Source organism: Arthrobacter sp. CMU6 (assembly GCF_059090205.1).
On the sequence record NZ_JBNHFL010000007.1, the window covers coordinates 78,603 to 100,501 of the forward strand.

Sequence of the window (21,899 nt, forward strand, 5' to 3'; positions counted from 1 at the left end):
CCCCGGATCCCCGACGACAGGTACCAGAGCATGAGCCTCGACCAGCTTTACCAGCAGATCATCCTCGACCACTCCAAGGCCCGGCACGGCAGCGGATTGGCCGCGACGGCCGCCCCCGACGGCGCGTCCACCGGCCAGTCGCACCAGCTCAACCCCGTGTGCGGGGACGAGGTCACCCTGCGCGTGGCCGTTGACCACGGCACCGTCACGCAGCTGGCGTGGGACGGGGCCGGTTGCTCGATCTCCATGGCCTCCGCGTCCGTGCTGAGCGAACTGGCCGAGGGCATGACAGTGGACGAACTCCGCTCGGTGATCGGGAACTTCCGCGAGGTCCTGCGGTCGCGTGGAAAAATCCCGGCCGACCCTGAAATCCTGGGCGACGCCGCTGCCTTCGAAGGCGTGGCCCGCTATGCTGCGAGGGTAAAGTGCGCCATGATCTCCTGGGTTGCGGCCGAGGATGCCCTGAACCAGGCAGCCTGACCGCCCTTCTTAGCGGTCCTGCCTGATTTAGTCGTCCTGCCCGGACCGTTCGAAGACATCCGGCACGCCGTCGCCGTCGTCGTCCCGTGCCTCCATCTCTTCCAGGCGCTGGTAGTGCCTGTTGCGGGCCTTAAGCACGACGGCGGCCAGCGCCGCAGCGGCCAGCCACCCGGCCAGTATGGCCACCTTTGCGTGGCCGTCCCGGGCTGAGCCCGGGCCGAAACTCAGCCGGAGCAGGTGTTCCAGGCGTTCAGCCATGCCGGTTCCGCCGCCGAGTGCGAGGAGTCCGTCCGAAGCCCACTGCCGCTGGCTGGGCCGGCCGAAACCAGGGTTTCGGCCCGCCCAGCCAGCGGATCCCGAGTAGGGCGTCCCGCCGGCGCCGGTTGTCCTTTGCCGGTCAGCTGACGAGCGCCGCTATTCCGATGGCGGTCGTGGCAGCACCCAACACCATGGATACCGTTACCAGGACCACGTGGACGGTGAGGAACTTCGTGGCCTTGCCGGCGGCGTCCCGTGCCCGCGGGTCCTTCATGACGCGGCGCAGGAACTGAGGCCACACCACCAGGGACCACACGCCCGAAACAATCAGGACCAGGGCAAGGAAGGCAGGGACGTCCACGGGACTAGTGGCTTTCGAGCCAGGCCTGGGCCTGCTGCGACTGGATGTTCAGCGCCTTGCCCACCATGGGCTCGGCGGCATCGGCGATCTTGCCGCCCAAAAACGGCACGGAGGACGTGACGTTGCCTTCGAGTTCAACCCGCGTGCTGCCGCCGTCAGCAACGAGGCGCTGGACCGCGGACACGTCGATCGGCGCGCCGGCGATCTTCAGGGAGATGGTGCTCTGGCGCGAACCGTCTGCTGCCGGGGCTTCCCAGTTCTCCACCTGGGTCACCTTGAGGCTCTCACCGACGAACTTGCGGGCGATTTCCGGCAGGCGCGTCGTGGGGAGGGTGCGCACGGACGTGGTGCTGAACTCTCCGGCGATGTCGCCCGTCACGGTGAAGGACTCGAGGCTGCCGCCGACGTATTCGCTCGTGTGGCGCTGGAAGTCCTCGTTCGCGAAGACTGCGGTGACGCTGTCGACGCCGTGGGGAAGGGTGGTGGATGCACTTAGTGCCATTGATCCTCCGTCATTGTGGGTCAGAACGCTTTTTGCTCACCACATCCTACGGGGTTGGCCGTGCTTCCCCGGCACCGGGACCTGCCGGACCCGGCTCTGCGACGCCGGATTCGGCCTCGCCGGACAGCCTCCGCGCCGCCGCCGTAATGTTGCGGGACATGGCCGGGAAGATGATGCTGTGGAACGGAAGAACGGCAAGCCAGTAGAGCCGCCCGCTGAGTCCTTTGGGAAAGAAGATCGCACGCTGGCGGTAGCGGCTTCCGCCGCCTTCGGGCTCCACACAGAGCTCCAGCCAGGCGCGTCCCGGCGCGCGCATTTCCGCCCGCAGGCGGAGCAGGCGGCCGCGCTCGATCCGTTCCACGCGCCACCAGTCCACCACCTCGCCGGCCACCAGATGGTGCGGATGACGCCGTCCCCGCAACAACCCTGCTCCACCTGAGAGCTTGTCCAGCCAGCCGCGGACGCTCCACGCCAGCGGGAGGGAGTACCAGCCGTTGCGGCCGCCGATCCCCTCGATGATCGTCCACACGTGTGACGGGTCCACATCGCTGTCAAAGGTCCGCTCGTCCACATACACCCTGTGCCCGGCCCAGCCGGGGTCGCTCGGCAAAGGGTCGGCATCGGCGCCGGCGTTGGCCCAGGTCGTTTCCACCTGGCCGTCGCGTTCCTTGCCGAGCGCCAAGGACACGGCCCTGCGGTAGCCGGTCAGACCGCCGTCGGGCTGTTTGATGTAGTTGTCGATGTCGTGTTCGGCAGAGACCGCATCGTGCTGCAGGGACTGGACCAGCGGCACGGACATGGACAGCGGAATCGGGGTCACCAGGGCAACCCACAATCCGGCCAGCCTGGGTGCCGGCACCGGCAGGGCCAGGACCGGGCGCCGCGGCAGGCCCGCCTCGGTGGCGTACTCCTTCATCATGCCGGCGTACGTCAGGACGTCCCGGGAGCCGATGTCGAAGGTGCGGTTGAGCGATTCCACCAGGGACGCGGCCCCGACGAGGTAGTAGAGCACGTCCCGGACGGCGATGGCTTCGATCCGGTTGCGGACCCAGCTGGGCGCCGGCATGAGGGGCAGCGTTTCGGCGAGGTGGCGGATCATTTCGAACGACGCCGAGCCGGAACCGATGACCACCCCGGCCTGGAACACGACGGCGTCCACCGGGCCGGAGAGAAATACCTCGCCCACCGCCTCGCGGGAGCGCATGTGCGTAGACAGTGCCGTATTGCGCGGGTGCAGTCCGCCCAAATAAACGATCCGCCGGACGGAGGCAGCCGCGGCGGCCCCGGCCACGAGCTCGGCCATGGCCTTTTCCTTGGCCTCAAAACCGGAGCCCGCCGCCATGGAATGGACCAGGTAGTAGAGGACGTCGACCCCCTGCAGGGCTTCCTCCAGCGCCGCGGAGTCGTCGAGGCTGCTGCGGACCACCTCCACGTCGTCGAACCACGGCACGCCGGCGATTTTCTCCGGGGACCTTACAAGCACCTTGACGCGGTGGCCGGCGTCCAGCAGCCGGGGGACCAGCCGCCCGCCGATGTACCCCGTGGCGCCGGTGACAAGCACCGTCCGGGCATCGGCTGCTGCCGCGCCTCCGGTGCTGCTGTCATTTCCGTTGCTGTCTTTTCCGGGCTGATCGCTCACGGGAGTCTCCTTGGGGGCGGCGCCATGGTTGAGGTGATCTGTGCCGAACTTCACTTGCTCAGCAAGCTTAGCAATGCGGCCTCCGCGGCCCGGATGCCGCCGGTGTGCCCTCAGGGGTAGGCTGGAAGCCCCGGCATTCGCGAGAATCTCGGCTTTTCGTGATGCCTGCGTTCGAATGAGATTCCAGGAGATCCTGCCATGAGCCCCAGCGGCCAGCGCCCCAAGGGCCAGCCCTCCACTGGCCTGTCCTCTGACGGCCTGCCCCTCGACGGCCTGCGCCGCGTCCTTTCCGCGGACAGGACGTTCGCCCGCGTGCAGGCCGAGGCGGGGAGGGGTTTCAGCGTACGCAGCGAGGACTACCAGGTCAGCGCCCCGGCTGGCCTGCGGCCCGTGCTCCTGGCGGAGGTGGCCGACGGCCTGCTGAACGCTGCGGGTGACGGGAGCTCCGCAGCAGGTCAGGCCGCACCGGGTGTCGTCCTGGCCGTCACCGCCACCGGCCGCGAGGCCGAGGACCTTGCCGCCGCGCTCCGCGCCTACTTGCCAGCCGACGCCGTGGCCGAGTTCCCCAGCTGGGAAACCCTCCCGCACGAGCGGCTTTCCCCGCGTTCGGACACGGTGGGCCGCCGGCTGTCGGTCCTGCGGCGTCTCGCCCACCCGGAAACCGCAGCGGCGGGACCGCTCCGGGTGGTGGTGGCCCCGGTCCGCGCCGTGCTCCAGCCGATCGTGGCCGGCCTGGGGGAACTGGTTCCGGTGACCCTGAAGGTCGGCCAGGAGGCCCCCTTCAGCAGCGTGGTCAAGAATCTCGCAGACGCCGCCTACGCCCGCGTCGACATGGTGACCCGCCGTGGTGAGTTCGCCGTCCGCGGCGGCATGCTCGATGTCTTCCCGCCCACCGAGGACCACCCCATCCGGGTGGAGTTCTTCGGTGACGAGGTGGACCAGATGCGCTGGTTCGCCGTCGCCGACCAGCGCTCGCTGTCCGCCCCCGGCGTGCACCACCCCACCGAACTCCACGCCCCGCCCTGCCGCGAAATCCTCATCACCCCCTCGGTGATGTCCCGGGCTGCGACGCTGAAGCCCCAGCTGCCCGCGGCTGCCGACATGCTCGAGAAGATCGCCGGCGGCATCGCCGTGGAAGGCATGGAATCCCTGGCCCCCGTCCTGGTGGACGCCATGGTGCCGTTCATGGAACAGCTGCCCGCGGGGTCCATCTCCGTGGTCATCGAACCGGAGAAGGTCCGCACCCGAGCGCACGACCTCGCGGCCACCAACGAGGAATTCCTGGAGGCGGCCTGGTCCACCGCATCCGACGGCGGAACGGCCCCGCTGGATCTCAGCTCGCAGGCGTCCGCCGCCCTGCATTCCGCCAGTTTCCGTTCGCTCGCAGAGACCCGCTCCGCTGCCCTCGGGCATGAGGTGTCCTGGTGGTCCATCACGTCGCTGGCCACGGACGAGGAACTGACACCGGACATCGACGTGCTCAACCTCCACGCCCGCGAACCGCGCGGCTACCAGGGCGACGTGGCGGAAATGATGGACTTCATCGGCTCGCACGTGCGGGACCAGTGGCGGATCGTGGTGGCCACCGAAGGCCCCGGCCCGGCGCAGCGCCTGGCCGAACTGTTCCACGACGCCGACATCCCCTGCGCCCGGGTGGACACCCTGGACCACGAACCCCAGGCGGGGATCATCGAGGTGACGACCGCCGCCGTCGGACGCGGTTTTGTCCTGGACGGACTGAAACTCGGCCTCCTGACCGAGGCCGACCTGCTGGGCCGCACCTCCGCAGGCTCCACGAAGGACATGCGCCGCATGCCGTCCAAGCGACGGAACGCCGTGGATCCGCTGCAGCTGGTGGCCGGGGACCATGTGGTGCACGAACAGCACGGCATCGGCAGGTTCGTGGAACTGATCCAGCGCAAGGTGGCGGGTGGCGGTGACGGAGTCCGCGAATATCTGGTGCTGGAGTATGCGCCGTCGAAACGCGGGGCGCCGGGGGACAGGCTGTTTGTGCCCACCGACCAGCTGGACCAGGTGACCCGCTACGTGGGCGGCGACACTCCCGTGCTGAGCAAGATGGGTGGCGCGGACTGGGCCAGCACAAAGTCCAAGGCGCGCCGGGCGGTCAAGGAAATCGCCGGCGAGCTCATCCGGCTCTACTCGGCCCGCATGGCGTCGCGCGGCCATGCCTTCGCCCCGGACACGCCGTGGCAGCGCGAGCTCGAGGAGGCCTTCCCGTACGTGGAGACCCCGGACCAGCTCACCACCATCAACGAGGTCAAGGCCGACATGGAGCGTGAGATCCCCATGGACCGGCTGGTCTCCGGCGACGTCGGCTACGGCAAGACCGAGATCGCCGTCCGCGCCGCGTTCAAGGCCGTGCAGGACGGCAAGCAGGTGGCGGTGCTGGTGCCCACCACGCTGCTCGCCCAGCAGCACTACGAGACATTCACCGAGCGGTTCTCCGGGTTCCCGCTGCGCGTGAAGCCGCTGTCCAGGTTCCAGGCGTCCAAGGAAGCCAAGGAAACCGCCGAGGGCGTGAAGAACGGCTCCGTGGACGTGGTGATCGGCACGCACCGGCTGCTGTCCAAGGACTTTGAGTTCAAGGACCTGGGCCTGGTGATCGTGGACGAGGAGCAGCGCTTCGGCGTCGAGCACAAGGAAGCGCTGAAGAAGATGCGCACCAACGTGGACGTCCTGGCCATGAGCGCCACCCCGATCCCGCGTACCCTCGAAATGTCCCTGACCGGCATCCGCGAAACGTCCACCCTCGCCACCCCGCCGGAGGAACGGCATCCCGTGCTCACCTATGTGGGGCCCTACACGGACAAGCAGACCTCCGCCGCCATCCGCCGCGAGCTGATGCGCGAGGGCCAGGTTTTCTTCGTGCACAACCGCGTGTCCACGATCGAAAAGACCGCAGCCAAAATCCGCGAACTCGTGCCCGAAGCCAGGGTCGAGGTGGCCCACGGCAAGATGTCCGAGAGCCGGCTGGAGCAGATCATCGTGGACTTCTGGGAGAAGCGCTTCGATGTCCTGGTGTGCACCACCATCATCGAAACGGGCCTGGACATCTCCAATGCCAACACCCTGATCGTGGACGGCGCGGACAAGTACGGCCTGTCGCAGCTCCACCAGCTGCGCGGCCGCGTGGGCCGCGGGCGGGAACGCGCCTACGCCTACTTCCTCTACCCCTCGGAGAAGCCGCTGGGCGAGGTGGCCCTGGAACGGCTGAAGGCCGTGGCCACCCACAACGAGCTCGGCGCGGGCATGCAGCTGGCCATGAAGGACCTGGAAATCCGCGGCGCCGGAAACCTGCTGGGCGGTGAGCAGTCCGGCCACATCCAGGGCGTCGGCTTCGACCTCTACATCCGGCTGGTGGGCGAGGCCGTGGCCGAGTACCGCGGCGAAGCGGAGGAGAAGGCCGCCGAGATGAAGATCGAGCTGCCCGTGAACGCGCACCTGCCGCACGACTACGTCCCGGGGGAGCGGCTGCGGCTGGAGGCCTACCGCAAGCTGGCGTCCGCCGTCACCCACGAGGCCATCGACGAGGTCCTCGCCGAGCTCGTGGACCGCTACGGCGAGCCGCCCCTGCCCGCACAGAACCTGGTCGCCGTCGCCCGCTTCCGGGTGGGTGCCCGCGAAGCCGGGCTCTCCGACGTCGCCCTGCAGGGAAACTTCATCAGGTTCTCCCCGGCGCAGCTGCCCGAATCGAAGACCATGCGGCTCAACCGCATGTACCCGGGCGCGCAGTCCAAGCCTGCCCTGGACGCCGTGCTCATCCCCAAGCCGAAAACGGCAAGGATCGGCGGGCGCGACCTGCAGGACGCCGAAATCCTGGAGTGGGCCGACGGCGTCATCCGCAACATCTTCGCCGACGCCCCGGTCCCACTCGAAGCCACCAAGGGCTAGCCGTGATGGGAGGACACCACGCCGCGTCAGGAGCCGCGGCGTGGGTGGCTGTTGCCGCGACGGGGCCGTACACCCTGGGCTGGTACCCGCTCGACGCCACCGGCGTGCTGATCGGCGGCATGGCGACGGCGGGCACCGCCCTGGTGTGCGACTGGGACCACCGCTCCAGCACCGTGGCACACTCGCTGCCGCCGCTGTCCAACATGATCGCCGTGGGCATCGAGAATGCCAGCGGCGGCCACCGGCAGGGCACGCATTCGGTGCTGGGGGCAGCCATGTTCGTGCTGCTCGCCGCGGTCGCGGCGCAGATCCAGGTGGACACGCCGTGGGGTGTGCTGTCCGTGGGTGCCGGGCTGCTGTGCATGTTCATGATCAACATCGCGGCCAAGGCTCTGAAACTGTTTCCGAAGTCCGGATGGATCACCAACTGGGTCTTCGCCCTGGTCATGGCCGGCCTGGTGACCTGGTTTGCGCCCCACCAGTGGACGTGGCTGCCCATGTCCATGCTGATCGGCGTCGTGGTGCACATCGTGGGGGACATGGTGACCACCGGCGGTGTTCCGCTCCTCTGGCCGCTGGTGATCAAGCCGCCGAAGTTCCTGCGCCGGATGTGGGTGCTGCGGAACTTCTGGCGGCCCAACGGCGCCTTCTCCATCCCGCTGCTGGGCCGGGCAGGGTCCCGGCGGGAGTGGCTGGTGCTGATTCCGGTGAGCGGCTACGCCATGGTGGGAATGTGCCTGGCCGCGTGGTCGCTGGCCGGTACCCATTTCCCTGCGGCGCTGGCCCTGGCCGGCCGGCTGGCCAGCAGCATGCTCGGCCTGCCGTGACCGGGACTTAAAAGCCGAAGCCCCGGACGGTGAACAGTTCACGGTCCGGGGCTCCGGCTTTGGGTCAGCTGGTCTTTAGTGTTCGCCGGCGCTGTCCGAGCGGCCGGTGATGGTCTGCGGGATCCAGAAGGCGAGGGCGAACAGGCCAAGGCACACAGCCATCGGCCACGGGTTGTCCAGCGTCAGGAAGGACAGCGAGTAGATGGCACCCAGGAACAGGGCCATGATGACGACGAACAGAACGATGCTGCCAACCAGCGTGTTCTCGTTCTGGGGCGTCTTTACCTGCTGGTCAATCTTGCTGGACATTCATTCCTCCTCGGCCCCGCGGGGCTCAAACTGTGGCAGCCGCCGGTCAGTACGCAGACGAACCCTGTTCGCCTTTGACGATTGCAATACCGGAGCTGGCGCCAATACGTGTTGCACCTGCAGCAATCATAGCCTGTGCGTCCTCGAGGGACCGCACGCCGCCGGAGGCCTTGACGCCCACATCCGGGCCCACGGTGCGCCGCATGAGGGCGATGTCGGCGGCGGTGGCGCCGCCGCCGTTGAAGCCCGTGGAGGTCTTGACGAAGTCGGCGCCGGCCTCCACAGCCGCTTCGCAGGCCAGGACCTTCTGGTCATCGGTGAGCAGGGCGGTCTCGATGATGACCTTGAGGATCGCTTCTTCGGCGTGGACGGCCTCGGCGACGGCCTTGATGTCGTCCACCAGGGCGCCCCGGTCCGAGGCGCGGGCCGCAGCGATGTCGATGACCATGTCCACTTCGTCGGCGCCGTCCAGCACGGCCCCGCGCGCCTCGAACGCCTTGACGTCGCTGGGCGTGGCGCCCAGCGGGAAGCCCACCACGGAACAGGTGAGCACGCCGGTTCCCTTGAGTGCCGTCTTGACCGTCTTGACCCACACCGGGTTCACGCACACCGACTTGAACCTGTACTCGGCGGCCTCCGCACACACCTTGAGGATTTCCGCCTCGCTGGCCTCCGGCTTCAGCAGCGTGTGGTCGATGAAGGAAGCGATGCCCGGGGCCCCGCTGCCCTCCCCGGGAGATCCTGCGGGGCTGGTCGCGGTGCCCGTTCCGGGGCTGGCTTCGTTGCTCATGCTGGTCCTTTCCATGGGCTTCAGGCCGAAGGCGCCCCGGGTGTCGCGGCGTCCCTGCGAACCATCCTGCCACAGCGGGAAAGTCAGGCAGCGATGGCCAGCTGCCCCGCGGACAGTGCCGCCATGAGCTCGGCCGCACAGGCACCGGCGGCGGACCCGGACGCCACCAGCAGACCCAGCCGCACGCCGTCGAACGCTGCCGCATCCCCGATGGCCCAGATGCCCGGCACGGAGGAGCGGAAGTCGCGGCCGACGACGATACCGCCCGCCGCCGCCGTCTTTACGCCGGCGGCGGCCGCCAGCCCGTCCCGGGGCGCGCGGTCCTCGGCGAGGACCACGAGGTCGCCATTCATGCGGCTGCCGTCCTCGAACACAATGCCCGCGGCCGGCAGCACAGATCCGGCCAGGGTGGGTACCACGGCGGCGGGCCGGGCAGTGGTGCGGACCGGACGGACACCGCGGGCGCGAAGCACCGCTTCGGCCTGCCCGGCGGAGGGACCGGTGCCCACCAGGATGCCGAGCGGCCTGCGGCCCAGCACCCGGGTGACTTCCTTGACGGCGTTGCCGATCTTGGCGGCGTCATCGATGGTGGAGTAGCTGAGGCAGCGGCCGGAGCCGTCCACCGGCGAGTGCACCGGGGCCGAACCGGTGGCGATGACCAGCTCGTCGTACGGGAATTCCATGCCGTCGGCGGTGGTGACCACCTTGGCGGTGGCGTCGATGTGGCTGGCGGGCTGGCCGAAGCGCACCGAAACGAATGGCAGGGCGGCCAGTTCCAGCAGGTCCTCGGGGGCGTCGTCACGGCTGCTCAGCACGGTGACCGTTCCGGGGAACTGGGCGGCGGCGAGCTGGGCCACGAGGGCCTGGGCGGCCGGGCCTGCCCCGGCAATCAGGATTTTGGCTGACGGGGTGGCGGGGGACGGAAACTGTGCCGTAGCGGACATGTGCGGGCCCTTTCGAATGCTGCACCAGGCGGGCCGGTCTCGGGCCCTGTTGTGCTGATGGGACCCAGCCTAGGGGGAGCGTTTTTCGCGGGTGTTTCCCTGCCATTGCGAAATTGTCGCCCGCCGTTCAATGCTTTTTACCGCCCGGCAACAAAAGGGAGTTTTTGTCCAGATATCGCGCCCTAATCGACGTTTTGGGGCCATGATCTGGACAAAAACTCCCTCTGTTGTTCGCATCACACCGGGTGTCCGCTAGACGCGGATGCGGTAGCCGCGCTTCACCACCGTTTCCACCAGCTTGCCGTCCGGCAGGGATGAGCGCAGCCGGCTGACCGTCATGTCCAGCGCGTGCACCGAGCCGCGCAGTTCCAGGAGCTCGGACAGGGACTCGCGGGAAAGGACCGCACCGCCGGCGCCCAGCAGCGCCCGGAGCAGCAGCAGCGGCGCCGGGGCGATCTCCACCGGCTCGCCGTCGATGCGCAGCGAGCGGCCGCGCAGTTCCACGTTTCCTGAGCGCGTGTCGAGGCGGCGGACGTGGTTCAGCGCGAGGTGCTCGCACACCAGCCGGATCAGCGCGCCCATCCGGAACCGTTCCGGCACCAGCGGGGTGATGCCTGCGTCCAGCAGCGGCTGCGCCGTCACCGGACCAACGACGGCGGTCGTTACGGTCGTCTTCAGGCTCTCCACCAGCTGTTTGTACAGTCCCATCTCATGGGCCGTGCTCCACATGGCGTCCACGGCGGGGGCACTCGTGAAGGTGAGGACGTCGAGGTTGCCGCTGACGGCAGCCTCGATGAGCCGGGGCAGCCGGTCGGCGCCGTCGGGCTTGACCCAGCGGTACGGGGTCACGGTCAGGACGGTGGCGCCGGACATCCGGAGCCGTTCCAGCTGGCGGACATCCGTGTAGCCGTGCAGCTGCACTGCCACGGTCTTGCCGCGCACGCCCTCGGCCAGCAGCATGTCCACCAGCGTGGCCGTGGTCTCGTCGCTGCTGATTCCGACGTCGGCCAGGCCGGCGGCGCGCACGGCGCCGCGGGCCTTGGGTCCGCGGACGAACATCCGGCAGGCGCCCAGGGTTTCCAGCAGCTCCTCGCCGATGCCCGACGCATCCGCAGCCTCGCACCAGCGGCGCATGCCGTACGCGGTGGTGGCGATGCAGAGATCGGGTTTGGCCGCGATGATCGCCTTGGTGTCCTCGATGAGGCTGATGTCCTCGTTCACCGGGGCGATCTTCAGGGCCGGGGCATGCAGGACCTCCGCGCCGCGGCGTTCCAGGGCCTCGATGAGGTCCCGCGAACGGCGGTGGGATGTCACGCCGATCCGGAAGCCCTCCAGCGGGGCTTCGGCAGCCGCCTCCGGCGCGGTCTCGGTGGGCGGTGTGTCAGCGGGGGCTAGTGCATTCATTGCGTTCATGCCTATCACGAACCCAGCAGCGAGGCCGCCAGACGGTCGAGTTCCGCCGCGGCCTCGGCATGCCCGCGGTTGGCCTCAGCCACCCGCACCACCTCGCCGATCACCAGGACAGCGGGGTTACTGCAGCCGGCGGCGGCAGTAGTGATGGTGCCCAGTTCAGCGATGGTGGTCTTCTGGCCCGGCCGGTAGCCGCGCTCCACCACCGCCATGGGCATGTCCGTGCGCATCCCGGCGCGGCGCAGTCCGGCGGCGAGGTGGTGCAGCGTGCCGATGCCCATCAGCACCACGATGGTTCCGCCGAGGCCAGCCAGGTGCGTGAGTTCCTTCTCCGTGAGCGGCGCGTGGCCGGACACCACGGTGAACATGTGGCTGACTTCGCGGTGCGTCACCGGGATGCCCGCGGCGGCCGGCACGGAGATGGCGCTGGTCACGCCGGAAATGACGCGGACGGGGACGCCGGCGGCGACACAGGAAGCAACTTCCTCACCGCCGCGGCCGAAGACGTACGGGTCGCCGCCCTTGAGGCGGACCACGTTGTTGCCTTCCAGGGCCGAGGCAACCATAAGCTTCTCGATGTCGCCTTGGCTGACCTTGTGGTGTCCCGGGCGCTTTCCGACGTCGACCAGCTCGGCGGAGGTGAGGGATGTCAGCTCCTGGTAGGGGGCCAGCCGGTCGTAGAACACGACGTCGGCATCGCGCAGGGCCTTGACGGCCGCCACGGTCAGCAGTTCGCCGGTGCCCGGTCCGCCGCCAACCAGCGTGACGTGGCCGGCCCGGCCGGCGGCCGGTTCGGCCGCCACCGGGATGCCGGCGGCGCGGCAGCGGTCCAGCAGCGGCTCCCAGCCGGTCTGGCCGTCGTCCACCGCCGCGACCAGGAAGGGACGCTCGGGCAGGGGACCGTCGTGCCCGGCCCCCTGCGGGGTGCTCAGGCGCGAGACGAGGGCGCCGGCTGCCTCATAGCGGCGGACGGCCTGGCGCGCGGCGAAATCCGAACCGGTGACCAGGACCTCGCGGCCGGTGAGATCAATGCTGAGCTGCATGCCTATACCTCGTTCTCATCGCGGGGACGCATGGGGATGGAGGCCCCGATCAGCACTGGCTGCTGACCGGCCAGCGCCTTCTCCTCGGCCGTGGCCGGGCGCATCTGGCCGCGCTCGTCCGGGACGAAGGTGATGGAGTCGTCCTTCTGGTCGGGGGCGTTGACGAAGGAGCGGAACCGGCGCAGGCGCTCGGGGTCCTTCAGGGTGTCTGCCCACTCGTCGACGTAGGTGTCCACGTGCTTGGCCATGGCTGCCTCGAGGTCCTCGGCGATGCCCAGGGTGTCGTGCACCACGACGTCCTCGACATGCTTGATGCCGCCGTCGAGTTCCTCCTGCCAGCGCGCGGTGCGCTGCAGGCGGTCGGCCGTGCGGATGTAGTACATGAAGTAGCGGTCGATGTACTTGATCAGCGTCTCGTCGTCCAGGTCCTTGGCCAGCAGCTGGGCGTGGGCCGGGGTGGCACCGCCGTTGCCGCCGACGTACAGGTTCCAGCCGTCCGCGGTGGCGATCACGCCGACGTCCTTGCCGCGGGCCTCGGCGCACTCCCGGGCACAGCCGGACACGCCCATCTTGAGCTTGTGCGGGCTGCGGAGGCCGCGGTAGCGCAGTTCCAGCTGGATGGCCATGGCCACCGAGTCTTGGACGCCGAAGCGGCACCAAGTGGAACCGACGCAGGACTTCACCGTGCGCAGGCTCTTGCCGTAGGCTTGGCCGGATTCGAAGCCGGCGTCCACCAGCTCCTTCCAGATCTCCGGGAGCTGCTCCAGCCGGGCACCGAACATGTCGATGCGCTGGCCGCCGGTGATCTTGGTGTACAGGTTGTACTTTTCGGCGACGGCGGCGATGACGCCGAGCTTCTTCGGGGTGATCTCGCCGCCGGCGATGCGGGGGACCACCGAGTAGGTGCCGTCCTTCTGCATGTTGGCCAGCGCGCGGTCGTTGGTGTCCTGCAGGGTGCCGCGGCCGGCGTCCAGGACGTAGTTGCTGTTCTGGCTGGCGAGGATGTTGGCGATGGTCGGCTTGCAGATGTCGCAGCCTGCGCCGGTGCCGTACTTGGCCATGATCTCCTCAAAGGAGGTCAGTTCCAGGACGCGGATGGCGTCGAACAGTTCCTGGCGGGACAGCTCGATGTGCTCGCAGAGGGCCTTCGAGACCTCGACGCCGGACTTGGTCAGTTCGGTTTCCAGCAGCTTCTTCAGCATCGGCACGCAGGAACCGCACTGGGTTCCGGCGCGGGTGCAGCCCTTGAGTTCGCCGAGTTCCTGGACGGGGGCGTTGCCGTCGCAGGCGCCGCAGCCGTTGATGGCGTCGCGGATGGTCCCGGCGGTGACGTTGTTGCAGGAGCATAGGGTGGCGTCGTCCGGCAGTTCGGTCTCGGGGGCTTCCCCGCCGCCGGCGGCGGTCAGGTAGGCGCCCGGTTCGGCCGGGAGCTCACGGCCCAGGAGCGGGCGGAGGCTGGTGTAGGGTGCTGCGTCGCCGACGAAGATGCCGCCGAGGAGCGTCTTGGCGTCATCGGTGGTGACGATCTTCTGGTAGACGCCGCGGGCCGGGTCGGCGTAAACAATTTCGAGGGCGTGCTCCGTCCTGGCGAACGCGTCGCCGAAACTGGCCACGTCCACGCCCGAAAGCTTGAGCTTGGTGGCGGTGTCGAAACCGGGGAACGTGGCCTCGCCGCCGTGCAGCCGGTCGGCGACGATCTCGGCCATCGTGTTGGCCGGGGCCACCAGGCCCAGGCACATGCCTTCGAAGTTTGCTACCTCACCGATGGCCCAGACACCGGGCACCTGGGTGGCGCAGTAGTCGTTGATCACCACTCCGCCGCGAGGGCCCAGGTCAAACAGGGACTCTTCGCCTTCGGCGGCGCGGAAGAGCTCGTCGCGGGGCCTGACGCCGATGGCCACGATGACGATGTCTGCGGGGATGACGCGGCCGTCTGCCATGAGTACACCGGTGACCTGGCCGTCGTCGTCCGCCTGGATTTCGGACGGGAACACGCCGCCGTGGACTTCGAAGCCCTTCGCCTCGATGAGGCGGCCCAGGGCCTGCCCGGCGCCTTCGTCGAGCTGGGTGTTCATGAGCCAGGGGGCGCCATTGATGACGACGGGGGTGGCGCCGAGCTGTTCGGTGCCGGCCGCGGATTCGAGGCCCAGGAGCCCGCCGCCGATGGTGACGGCGTTGACCTTGCGGCCGAGCTTTTCGGTGAGTTCGGCGATGGACTTGTTGATGGCCCAGACGTCCTCGAGGGTGCGATAGACATGCACACGCTCGGCGCCGGGCAGCGGGAGCCGGGCGGCGTCCGAACCGGTGGCGACCACCAGTTCGTCGTATTCATAGGTGTTGCCGGCTGCGGTTTCAACGGACTTGCCCGCCGTGTTGATCTTCACCACGCGCTCTCCGGTCCGGAGGGTGAGCGATTCGTGGTCCCACATGGAAGCGGCACCCAGCGTCAGGTCAACGGTGCTGTCCGTGAGGGCCTTGCTGAGGGCAACGCGGTCATAGGGCAGGTGGGCTTCCTCGGTTAGAACAGTTACCTGCCAGCCTTCGAGGCCGCGGGCATGCATGGCGTCCGCAAAACGGTGGGCTGCAGGGCCGCCGCCGGCGACCACAATGCGGCGCGGAGTCGATGAGGTTGAAGTCTGTTCGGTCACTGTGGGCCTTTCGCTGGGCCGCAGACGGTGCTCTGCAGCTTGTCCATCCAGACTAGGGAGGCGCAGTTTCGCTTCAGTTTCCCTTTTGTTTCGTGAACTTAACTTCTGCATCACGGGCTTGTTTCGGGCCATGTGAGGTGTCTTTTACGTTCTTGACACATTGACTGCACCCCTTCGAAACACCGCCGCCCTAGCTTTGGTATACGGCCGCAGCTGCGGCAACAGCAGGCGCAACTACACGTCTCGCAGGACCGGCCCGCCGCCGGAAAGCACGCAAAAGGGAGAGGAGCCGGACATGACGGCAACACTGGAACTTGAGGATCTCGCCACCGGATATGCAGGCTGGCACAGCGTCTGCGCCGTGGAGGACCTGGAACTGGCCTGGGGCGAAGCGGCACTGGTGGCCGGCCGTCAGGTGGCCCTGTTCCGCACGGCGCCCCGTGAGGTTTTTGCCGTAGCCCAGGAGGACCCGGCCACCGGCGCATTCGTCATGGCACGCGGCATCCTCGGCTCACGCGGCACGCGCCCCACCATCGCCTCGCCGCTGCACAAGGAGGTCTACGACCTCGAGACGGGCGAGTGCTTCAGCAACGGGGACCTGCGCCTGGCCACGTTCGCTACGCGCATTGTCGATGGCGTCATCGAGGTTGAGCTCTAGGGCTGGGTTTCTAAAGCCGGACCAGGAATCAGCTACAGGCCCAGGGCCTCGCGCACGTCAGTGAGCACCTGGTCCAGCGCGGCCCTGGCAGCGAGCCGGGCTTCGGGCAGTTCGGCTGCAGACCCGACGCTCCTGATGACCTCCAGGTAGCACTTGAGTTTCGGCTCCGTGCCGCTGGGCCGGATGATCACACGGCTGAGGTCCCTGGTCACATAGAGCAGTCCGTCGGTCGGGGGCAGGTGTTCGCTGCCTTCGGCCAGATCCACGAATGACTCCACGGCCGAACCGCCAAACGATTCGGGCGGGTTGACCCGCAGCCGGTTCATCATGGCGTCCAGCAGGCCGAGGTCACCCACGCGGATGTTCAGCTGGTCACTCGCGTGCAGCCCGTGGACCAGGTACAGCTCGTCCAGGGTGTCGAAGATTGTCTTGCCCCCGGACTTGGCCGCGGCCGCCAGCTCCGCGATCAGCACCGCGGCGGACAGTCCGTCCTTGTCGCGGACCAGATCCGGTGCGACGCAGTAGCCCAGCGCCTCCTCATAGCCGTAGACGAGGCCCGGCACCCGGGAAATCCACTTGAACCCTGTGAGAGTCTCCTCATGGGCGTACCCGGCTGCCGCGGCGATGCGTGAAAGCAGCCGGGACGAAACGATCGAATTGGCGAACACCCGGCCGCCCGCATCCCCTTCGGAGCCGTGCTGTTCGGAGCCGTCCACCCCGGCGGCGGCCAGCCGAGCCACGACATGCGCGCCCAGGAGGGCGCCCACTTCATCGCCGCGCAGCATCCGCCACGCCCCCGTGTCCGGGTCCTTCGCGGCCACGGCGGCACGGTCCGCGTCGGGGTCGTTGGCCAGGACAATGTCCGCGTCGGCCTGCATCGCTGCGCCGAGCGCCAGATCCAGGGCGCCGGGTTCCTCGGGGTTGGGAAAACTCACGGTGGGGAAGTCCGGGTCCGGCTCGGCCTGCTCGCTGACCAGCGTCACGTCGGTGAACCCGGCTGCCCGGAGGACGGCGACAGCCGTGGTGCCGCCTACGCCGTGCAACGGTGTCAGGACGATTTTCAGGTTCCGGGCCGGGAACAGCCCGCGGTCGGCAAGCCCCGCCGTGGCGGCCTCGTAGTCCTGGACTATCCCGTCGTCCAGGACCGTCCAGCCGTCCTGGGCCAGCGGGATCGAGGCAAGGTCACCCACGTTGCTGATTTCGGTGGCGATCGCGGCATCGTACGGCGCCACGATCTGCGCACCCCGGCCGTTTTCCTCCACGGCATGGCGGCCGAGGTACACCTTGTAGCCGTTGTCCTGCGGAGGGTTGTGGCTGGCGGTGACCATCACACCGCCGTCGCATTCCAGCGCCCGGACCCCGTACGCCAGCAGCGGCGTCGGCAGGGCAGCAGGCATCAGGAACGTCTCAATTCCGGCTGCGGTGAGCACCGCCGCCGTCTCCGCGGCGAAGATGTCTGAGTTGTAGCGGGCGTCATAGCCGACGACGGCGCGTGGCCGTGTGCCGGGCGCAGCCTCCGCCACCGCGCGGACCAGGAAATTTGCGAAGCCCGCCGCTGCGCGCCGGACCACGACGCGGTTCATCCGGTTGGGCCCCGGGCCCAGGGCGGCGCGCAGGCCTGCCGTTCCGAACTGCAGCGTTCCCCGGAAGCTGTCTTCCAGGTCCTGCCGCGCGGCGGGCGTGCCGGCCTCGGTGAGCTTCACGAGTTCGGTCAGCGTTGCCGCGGTGCGCGGGTCCGGATCCTGGGCAGCCCAGGCACGGGCGTCATTGAGCAGCTGCAGATCGGCTTCGGAAGGCGTCATGGAAACCAAACTATCGTCAAAACCCGGGGGAGCGGTGCCGGACCGGGCAGCGGGCCTGTCATAACTGCACCGCTCCGGGGGCGCCGGAACGCTCCTTGACAGCTAAAATTCTGGACACGTAGCGTCTGGGTTGTGAAGTTGAACCAGGGGGTGGAGTGGGCCCTCCACTGCTGCGTCAACATGGCGTGGGCGCCCGCGGGGGACCCGGTCAGCAGCGGACGGCTGGCCGAGCTGTACAAGCTGCCGCCGGCATACCTGAACAAGCAGCTTCAGTGCCTGGTGCGGGCGGGCGTCCTGCAGTCCGTGTCCGGCCCCAGGGGAGGGTTCCAGCTGGCTCGCCGTGCTGACCGGATCTCAGTGCTGGACGTGGTGCTGGCCATCGAAGGCCGGGAGCTGGCGTTCCGGTGCGACGGCATCCTGGCGAACTGCCCCGGCGGTGACGAGGACCAGGACTACCTTAGGAGCTGCATCATTTCGCAGTCCATGCGCCAGGCGGAGCTGGCCTGGCGCACCGAACTCGCGCGGCAGACCGTGGCCGGCATTGCGCAGTCCCTCGAACGGCGCTTTCCCCAGGCGCGTGCCGACTCGCTCGCCCTGCTTTTTGCCGCAAGCAACGGGCGGGACTAGAGCCGGCCGATGATTTCCGCCAGGAGCTTGGAGATGCGCGGCCCGGCGGCGTGTCCGGCTTCGAGCACTTCCTCATGGCTCAGCGGGGTCGGGCTGATGCCGGCCGCGAGGTTGGTGACCAGCGAGATGCCGAAGACCTCCATGCCGGCGTGCCGGGCGGCGATGGCTTCCAGGGCTGTGGACATGCCCACCAAATCGGCGCCGATCCGCTTGGCGTACTGCACTTCTGCCGGCGTCTCATAGTGCGGGCCGGTGAACTGGGCGTAGACACCTTCGTTCAGGGACGGGTCAACGTCGCGGGCCAGATCACGGAGCCGGGATGAGTACAGATCGGTCAGGTCCACGAACGTTGCGCCTTCGAGCGGAGACGCCGCGGTGAGGTTGATGTGATCTTTGATGAGCACGGGGGTGCCCGGAGCCCACTCTTCGTTGAGTCCGCCGCAGCCGTTGGTGATCACCAGTGTCCGGCAGCCGGCGGCTGCCGCGGTGCGCACGCCGTGGGCAACGGCGCGGACGCCCTTGCCCTCGTAGTAGTGGGTGCGGGCACCGAGGACCAGTGCGCGCTTGCCTTCCCGGGTCAGCACGGAACGGATCGTGCCCACATGTCCCTCCACGGCCGGGGCGGAAAAGCCGGGGACCTCCGAGGCGGCCAGCGTCGCGGTGGTCTCGCCGATGAGGTCGGCGGCCTCGGCCCAGCCGGAGCCCAGGACCAGGGCGGTGTCGTGTGCTTCGACGCCGGTCTCCGACGCGATGTAGTCCGCGGCCGTCCGGGCTGCTTCGAAGGGGTCCGTGTCCAGGAAATCTGTTGTGCTCACCCGGTCCAAGCTACCGTGCCGGAGCCGCTGCGGGCAGCAGGAACGCGTCCCCTGGGCCCGCCCGGCCTGCCCGGGACGGTTGGTGGTCCGGCGCAGGATGCAGGAGAATAGTCGTTTGTGACTATGCATCCTGATTTCAGCGCCCCCCGAATCGCAATTCTCGGCGGAGGTCCGGGTGGCTATGAAGCCGCCATGGTGGCCGCCTCGCTGGGAGCCCAAGTCACCATCATCGAGCGCTCAGGCCTCGGCGGCTCCGCGGTGCTGACCGACGTCGTGCCGTCCAAGACGCTGATCGCGACGTCGGACCTGATGACCCGCGTCAGCGGCGCCGGGGAGCTGGGGGTCAAGTTCGACGTCGACGGCGGGGACTTCGTTCCGGTCATGCGCGCCGACCTCAAGCACATCAACGACCGCTTGCTCGGCCTCGCCCGCCAGCAGTCCCTCGACATCCAGACGGGCCTGGAGCACCAGAACGTCCGGATCCTGAACGGCTCCGGGAAGCTGGTGGACAACCACACCATCGAGGTCCTGACCGCCGACGGAACCGAAACGGTCGAGGCCGACGCCATCCTGCTGACCGTCGGGGCGCACCCGCGGGAGCTGCCCACGGCACGACCGGACGGCGAGCGGATCCTGAACTGGGCGCAGATCTACAACCTGGACGAGCTGCCGGAAGAACTGATCGTGGTGGGCTCCGGCGTGACAGGCGCCGAGTTCGCCTCCGCCTACAACGGCCTGGGCTCGAAGGTCACCCTGATCTCCAGCCGCGACCGCGTCCTACCGGGATCCGACACCGACGCCGCCGAGGTCCTGGAGGACGTTTTCGAACGCCGCGGCGTGACAGTACTGTCCCGTTCGCGGGCCGAGGCAGTGGAACGGACCGACGACGGGGTGGTGGTCACCCTCGGCGACGGCTCCAAGGTCACCGGCAGCCACTGCCTGGTGTGCGTGGGTTCCATTCCCAACACCGCCGGCATCGGCCTGGAGGAAGCGGGTGTGGCGCTGACCGAAAGCGGCCACATCAAGGTGGACGGGGTGTCCCGCACCACTGCGCCGAACATCTACGCCGCCGGCGACTGCACCGGTGTCCTGGCGCTCGCCTCCGTGGCCGCCATGCAGGGCCGGATCGCGATTGCGCACTTCCTGGGTGACCAAGTGACCCCTATCAAGCTGCACCAGGTGGCGTCCAACATCTTCACGTCGCCCGAGATCGCGTCAGTGGGTGTTTCCGAGGCCGAGATCGAATCCGGCAAGTACCAGGGGGACATCGTCAAGCTCTCCCTGCAGAGCAATGCCCGCGCCAAGATGCGCAACGTCAAGGACGGGTTCGTCAAGATCTTCGCCCGCAAGGGTTCGGGCACCGTGATCGGCGGCGTGGTGGTCGGCGCGAACGCCTCGGAGCTGATCTTCGCCATCTCCATCGCGGTGAAGCAGAAACTGCACGTCGACGACGTCGCCAGCACCTTCACGGTGTACCCGTCGCTGAGCGGCTCCATCTCCGAGGCCGCACGGCGCCTGCACGTGCACATGTAAGTGGCTGCCGCCCAACCTGTGAATGGCGGCATTCTCCTAGTCGCCACCGGCAGAGCTGAGTAAAATTCAGACTGTCGATCCCCGGGATTGGCGGCGCCGGGCTCCGACAGACCGATCACCAGCGGTCAGCCATGCGGAGATTTCCTTCCGAACGGCCGGACCGCGGAAGCCAGGAGCGTGCCATGATCACTGTCCAAAAAGCCGCAATCAACACCGCCCTCATAGCTGCCCTCGTGGGCGGCGGGGCCTATCTCGCCATGGGGTATCCCGTCATTGCCTCGTCCACCAGCGGTACGGGAAGCCAGTCCAGCACGGACTCCGCCGAAGGTGGCCACCAGGCCAACGGGATTACCGAGCAGCTGCTGACGGGGAGCACTGCCACACGGGTGCGGAACGCGGTGCTGGCGGCCAACCCCGGCGCGACGGTCCACCGGGTTGAGACCGACGCCGAGGGCGCGGTCTACGAAGCCCACATCACGAAGGCTGACGGCTCGCGGGCCACAGTAAAGCTGGACGGTTCCTTCAACATCACGGAAACGGAAGCCGGACGCGGACGCAAGTAGCCGCCGCTGGACCTCCGGGCTGGTGGCCGGCGGCTCAGGAGCAGGCGTACGGGGGAACGGCGTCGCCGGGCGCGAGGGGCTCGAACCAGTGCCGGATGTCCAGGTTTCCGGCGTGCGGGTCGACGGCGGCGTCCGCTCCGGCGGCGCCGTCCGCGTACAGGGTTTCCGCGTCGGCGTCTTCCAGCAGGACTTCCTCAACGGTGGCCCGCCATTCCTCGGGCAGGTCCAGTTCGTAGATGTCCTCGGTGATCCGGGCCTGGTCAAGCAGGCAATGCACCGCGAGTTCGCCTGCGAGGCAGCCCGGGGCGGTCCAGCCGCGGGCAAGGGACGCCGTGACGTCCGATGCCACCACAATGAACCGCTGCGTGAACTTAGCGTCGTAGCTGGCAGCGAACTGCGGGGGCAGCGAGGACAGCACTGACGTTCCGGCGATGGCCTCGGGGGTGACGGTGTCCAGTCCCTGCAGTGTGCCAAGGTCGCGGAACAGCTGGTCGATGAGGATGCTGGATGAGTTCCACAGCAGGCCCGCCAGCAGGCGGGTCTGGCGCACGGACCGCTCCCGCTCGCCGGGGTCCGCTGCGGCCATCTCGGCAAGATCCTCGGGGTCGAACTGGAGCCGCTGCTCGGCGGTCATGTCGTCGGGGTGCGGGTCCAGCCCCAGGAGCTCAAGGCTCAGTCCGGTGAGCTTTTCGGCATCGGCCAGCAGTTCTTCGGTGATGTCGTCGTCTTCGTCGGCATTCATGGTCCCGATGCTACCGGCCTGCTGCGGCATGCCCGA

At 68.4% G+C, this 21,899-nt stretch carries 20 protein-coding genes; 7 read left to right on the plus strand and 13 right to left on the minus strand.

What is annotated here, in order from left to right; genetic code table 11:
• Positions 1-30 precede the first annotated feature (30 nt).
• Positions 31-480 carry a Fe-S cluster assembly sulfur transfer protein SufU gene (sufU, locus tag AC5RWD_RS06740; protein WP_494019275.1) on the plus strand — a complete coding sequence of 150 codons (450 nt, stop codon included), beginning with the start codon at positions 31-33 and terminating at the stop codon, positions 478-480.
• 27 nt (positions 481-507) lie between these two features.
• Here the strand turns inward: sufU and AC5RWD_RS06745 are convergent, their stop codons facing one another.
• The 4 genes from AC5RWD_RS06745 to AC5RWD_RS06760 form a co-directional block, all read right to left on the minus strand.
• Positions 508-738 (minus strand): hypothetical protein, encoded by a 231-nt coding sequence (locus AC5RWD_RS06745; protein ID WP_494019276.1) that lies wholly within the window; start codon positions 736-738, stop codon positions 508-510.
• Positions 739-877: 139 nt separating this feature from the next.
• Positions 878-1,099: an SCO4848 family membrane protein gene (locus AC5RWD_RS06750; protein ID WP_494019277.1), complete on the minus strand. Its 222-nt coding sequence runs from the start codon at positions 1,097-1,099 to the stop codon at positions 878-880.
• Positions 1,100-1,103: 4 nt separating this feature from the next.
• Positions 1,104-1,601 carry a DUF2505 domain-containing protein gene (locus AC5RWD_RS06755; RefSeq protein ID WP_494019278.1) on the minus strand — a complete coding sequence of 166 codons (498 nt, stop codon included), beginning with the start codon at positions 1,599-1,601 and terminating at the stop codon, positions 1,104-1,106.
• Between the two features lie 46 nt (positions 1,602-1,647).
• The gene (locus AC5RWD_RS06760; protein WP_494019347.1) at positions 1,648-3,162 is read right to left on the minus strand and encodes an SDR family oxidoreductase; all 1,515 of its coding nucleotides are present in this window, start codon (positions 3,160-3,162) and stop codon (positions 1,648-1,650) included.
• Between the two features lie 276 nt (positions 3,163-3,438).
• Between AC5RWD_RS06760 and mfd the strand changes: the two genes are divergently transcribed.
• A complete protein-coding gene (gene mfd, locus AC5RWD_RS06765; protein ID WP_494019279.1) occupies positions 3,439-7,152 on the plus strand; it encodes a transcription-repair coupling factor in 3,714 nt (1,237 codons plus the stop codon).
• Positions 7,153-7,157: 5 nt separating this feature from the next.
• A complete protein-coding gene (locus AC5RWD_RS06770; RefSeq protein ID WP_494019280.1) occupies positions 7,158-7,979 on the plus strand; it encodes a metal-dependent hydrolase in 822 nt (273 codons plus the stop codon).
• Positions 7,980-8,054: 75 nt separating this feature from the next.
• Here AC5RWD_RS06770 and AC5RWD_RS06775 read toward each other — a convergent pair whose 3' ends face one another.
• From AC5RWD_RS06775 to nirB, 6 genes are all read right to left on the minus strand, one after another.
• Positions 8,055-8,288: a hypothetical protein gene (locus AC5RWD_RS06775; RefSeq protein ID WP_494019281.1), complete on the minus strand. Its 234-nt coding sequence runs from the start codon at positions 8,286-8,288 to the stop codon at positions 8,055-8,057.
• 46 nt (positions 8,289-8,334) lie between these two features.
• Positions 8,335-9,078, minus strand: a complete 744-nt coding sequence (deoC, locus tag AC5RWD_RS06780) for a deoxyribose-phosphate aldolase (protein WP_494019282.1) — start codon at positions 9,076-9,078, stop codon at positions 8,335-8,337.
• Between the two features lie 83 nt (positions 9,079-9,161).
• Positions 9,162-10,022, minus strand: a complete 861-nt coding sequence (locus AC5RWD_RS06785; RefSeq protein ID WP_494019283.1) for an FAD-dependent oxidoreductase — start codon at positions 10,020-10,022, stop codon at positions 9,162-9,164.
• Positions 10,023-10,274: 252 nt separating this feature from the next.
• The gene (locus AC5RWD_RS06790) at positions 10,275-11,426 is read right to left on the minus strand and encodes a uroporphyrinogen-III synthase (RefSeq protein ID WP_494019284.1); all 1,152 of its coding nucleotides are present in this window, start codon (positions 11,424-11,426) and stop codon (positions 10,275-10,277) included.
• A 14-nt stretch (positions 11,427-11,440) separates the two neighbouring features.
• Complete coding sequence (gene cobA / locus AC5RWD_RS06795; RefSeq protein WP_494019285.1) at positions 11,441-12,475, minus strand: uroporphyrinogen-III C-methyltransferase; 1,035 nt, start codon at positions 12,473-12,475, stop codon at positions 11,441-11,443.
• Between the two features lie 2 nt (positions 12,476-12,477).
• Complete coding sequence (nirB, locus tag AC5RWD_RS06800) at positions 12,478-15,123, minus strand: nitrite reductase large subunit NirB (RefSeq protein WP_494019286.1); 2,646 nt, start codon at positions 15,121-15,123, stop codon at positions 12,478-12,480.
• A 295-nt stretch (positions 15,124-15,418) separates the two neighbouring features.
• Here nirB and nirD point away from each other — a divergent pair, with 295 nt between their 5' ends.
• Positions 15,419-15,781 carry a nitrite reductase small subunit NirD gene (gene nirD, locus AC5RWD_RS06805; protein ID WP_494019287.1) on the plus strand — a complete coding sequence of 121 codons (363 nt, stop codon included), beginning with the start codon at positions 15,419-15,421 and terminating at the stop codon, positions 15,779-15,781.
• Between the two features lie 32 nt (positions 15,782-15,813).
• On the opposite strand, the gene AC5RWD_RS06810 is transcribed toward nirD, so the two are convergent.
• Positions 15,814-17,583, minus strand: coding sequence for a phospho-sugar mutase (locus tag AC5RWD_RS06810; protein ID WP_494019288.1), 1,770 nt, complete (start codon positions 17,581-17,583; stop codon positions 15,814-15,816).
• A 132-nt stretch (positions 17,584-17,715) separates the two neighbouring features.
• On the opposite strand from AC5RWD_RS06810, the gene AC5RWD_RS06815 reads away from it, so the two are divergent.
• Positions 17,716-18,210 carry an RrF2 family transcriptional regulator gene (locus AC5RWD_RS06815; protein ID WP_494019289.1) on the plus strand — a complete coding sequence of 165 codons (495 nt, stop codon included), beginning with the start codon at positions 17,716-17,718 and terminating at the stop codon, positions 18,208-18,210.
• On the opposite strand, the gene AC5RWD_RS06820 is transcribed toward AC5RWD_RS06815, so the two are convergent.
• Positions 18,207-19,025, minus strand: a complete 819-nt coding sequence (locus AC5RWD_RS06820) for a purine-nucleoside phosphorylase (protein WP_494019290.1) — start codon at positions 19,023-19,025, stop codon at positions 18,207-18,209. The genes AC5RWD_RS06815 and AC5RWD_RS06820 overlap by 4 nt on opposite strands.
• A 117-nt stretch (positions 19,026-19,142) precedes the next feature.
• On the opposite strand from AC5RWD_RS06820, the gene AC5RWD_RS06825 reads away from it, so the two are divergent.
• Both AC5RWD_RS06825 and AC5RWD_RS06830 read left to right on the plus strand, forming a co-directional pair.
• Positions 19,143-20,558, plus strand: coding sequence for an NAD(P)H-quinone dehydrogenase (locus tag AC5RWD_RS06825; protein ID WP_494019291.1), 1,416 nt, complete (start codon positions 19,143-19,145; stop codon positions 20,556-20,558).
• A gap of 182 nt (positions 20,559-20,740) precedes the next feature.
• The gene (locus AC5RWD_RS06830) at positions 20,741-21,121 is read left to right on the plus strand and encodes a hypothetical protein (RefSeq protein ID WP_494019292.1); all 381 of its coding nucleotides are present in this window, start codon (positions 20,741-20,743) and stop codon (positions 21,119-21,121) included.
• A gap of 34 nt (positions 21,122-21,155) precedes the next feature.
• Here AC5RWD_RS06830 and AC5RWD_RS06835 read toward each other — a convergent pair whose 3' ends face one another.
• Positions 21,156-21,863 carry a hypothetical protein gene (locus tag AC5RWD_RS06835; RefSeq protein ID WP_494019293.1) on the minus strand — a complete coding sequence of 236 codons (708 nt, stop codon included), beginning with the start codon at positions 21,861-21,863 and terminating at the stop codon, positions 21,156-21,158.
• Positions 21,864-21,899: the final 36 nt, after the last annotated feature.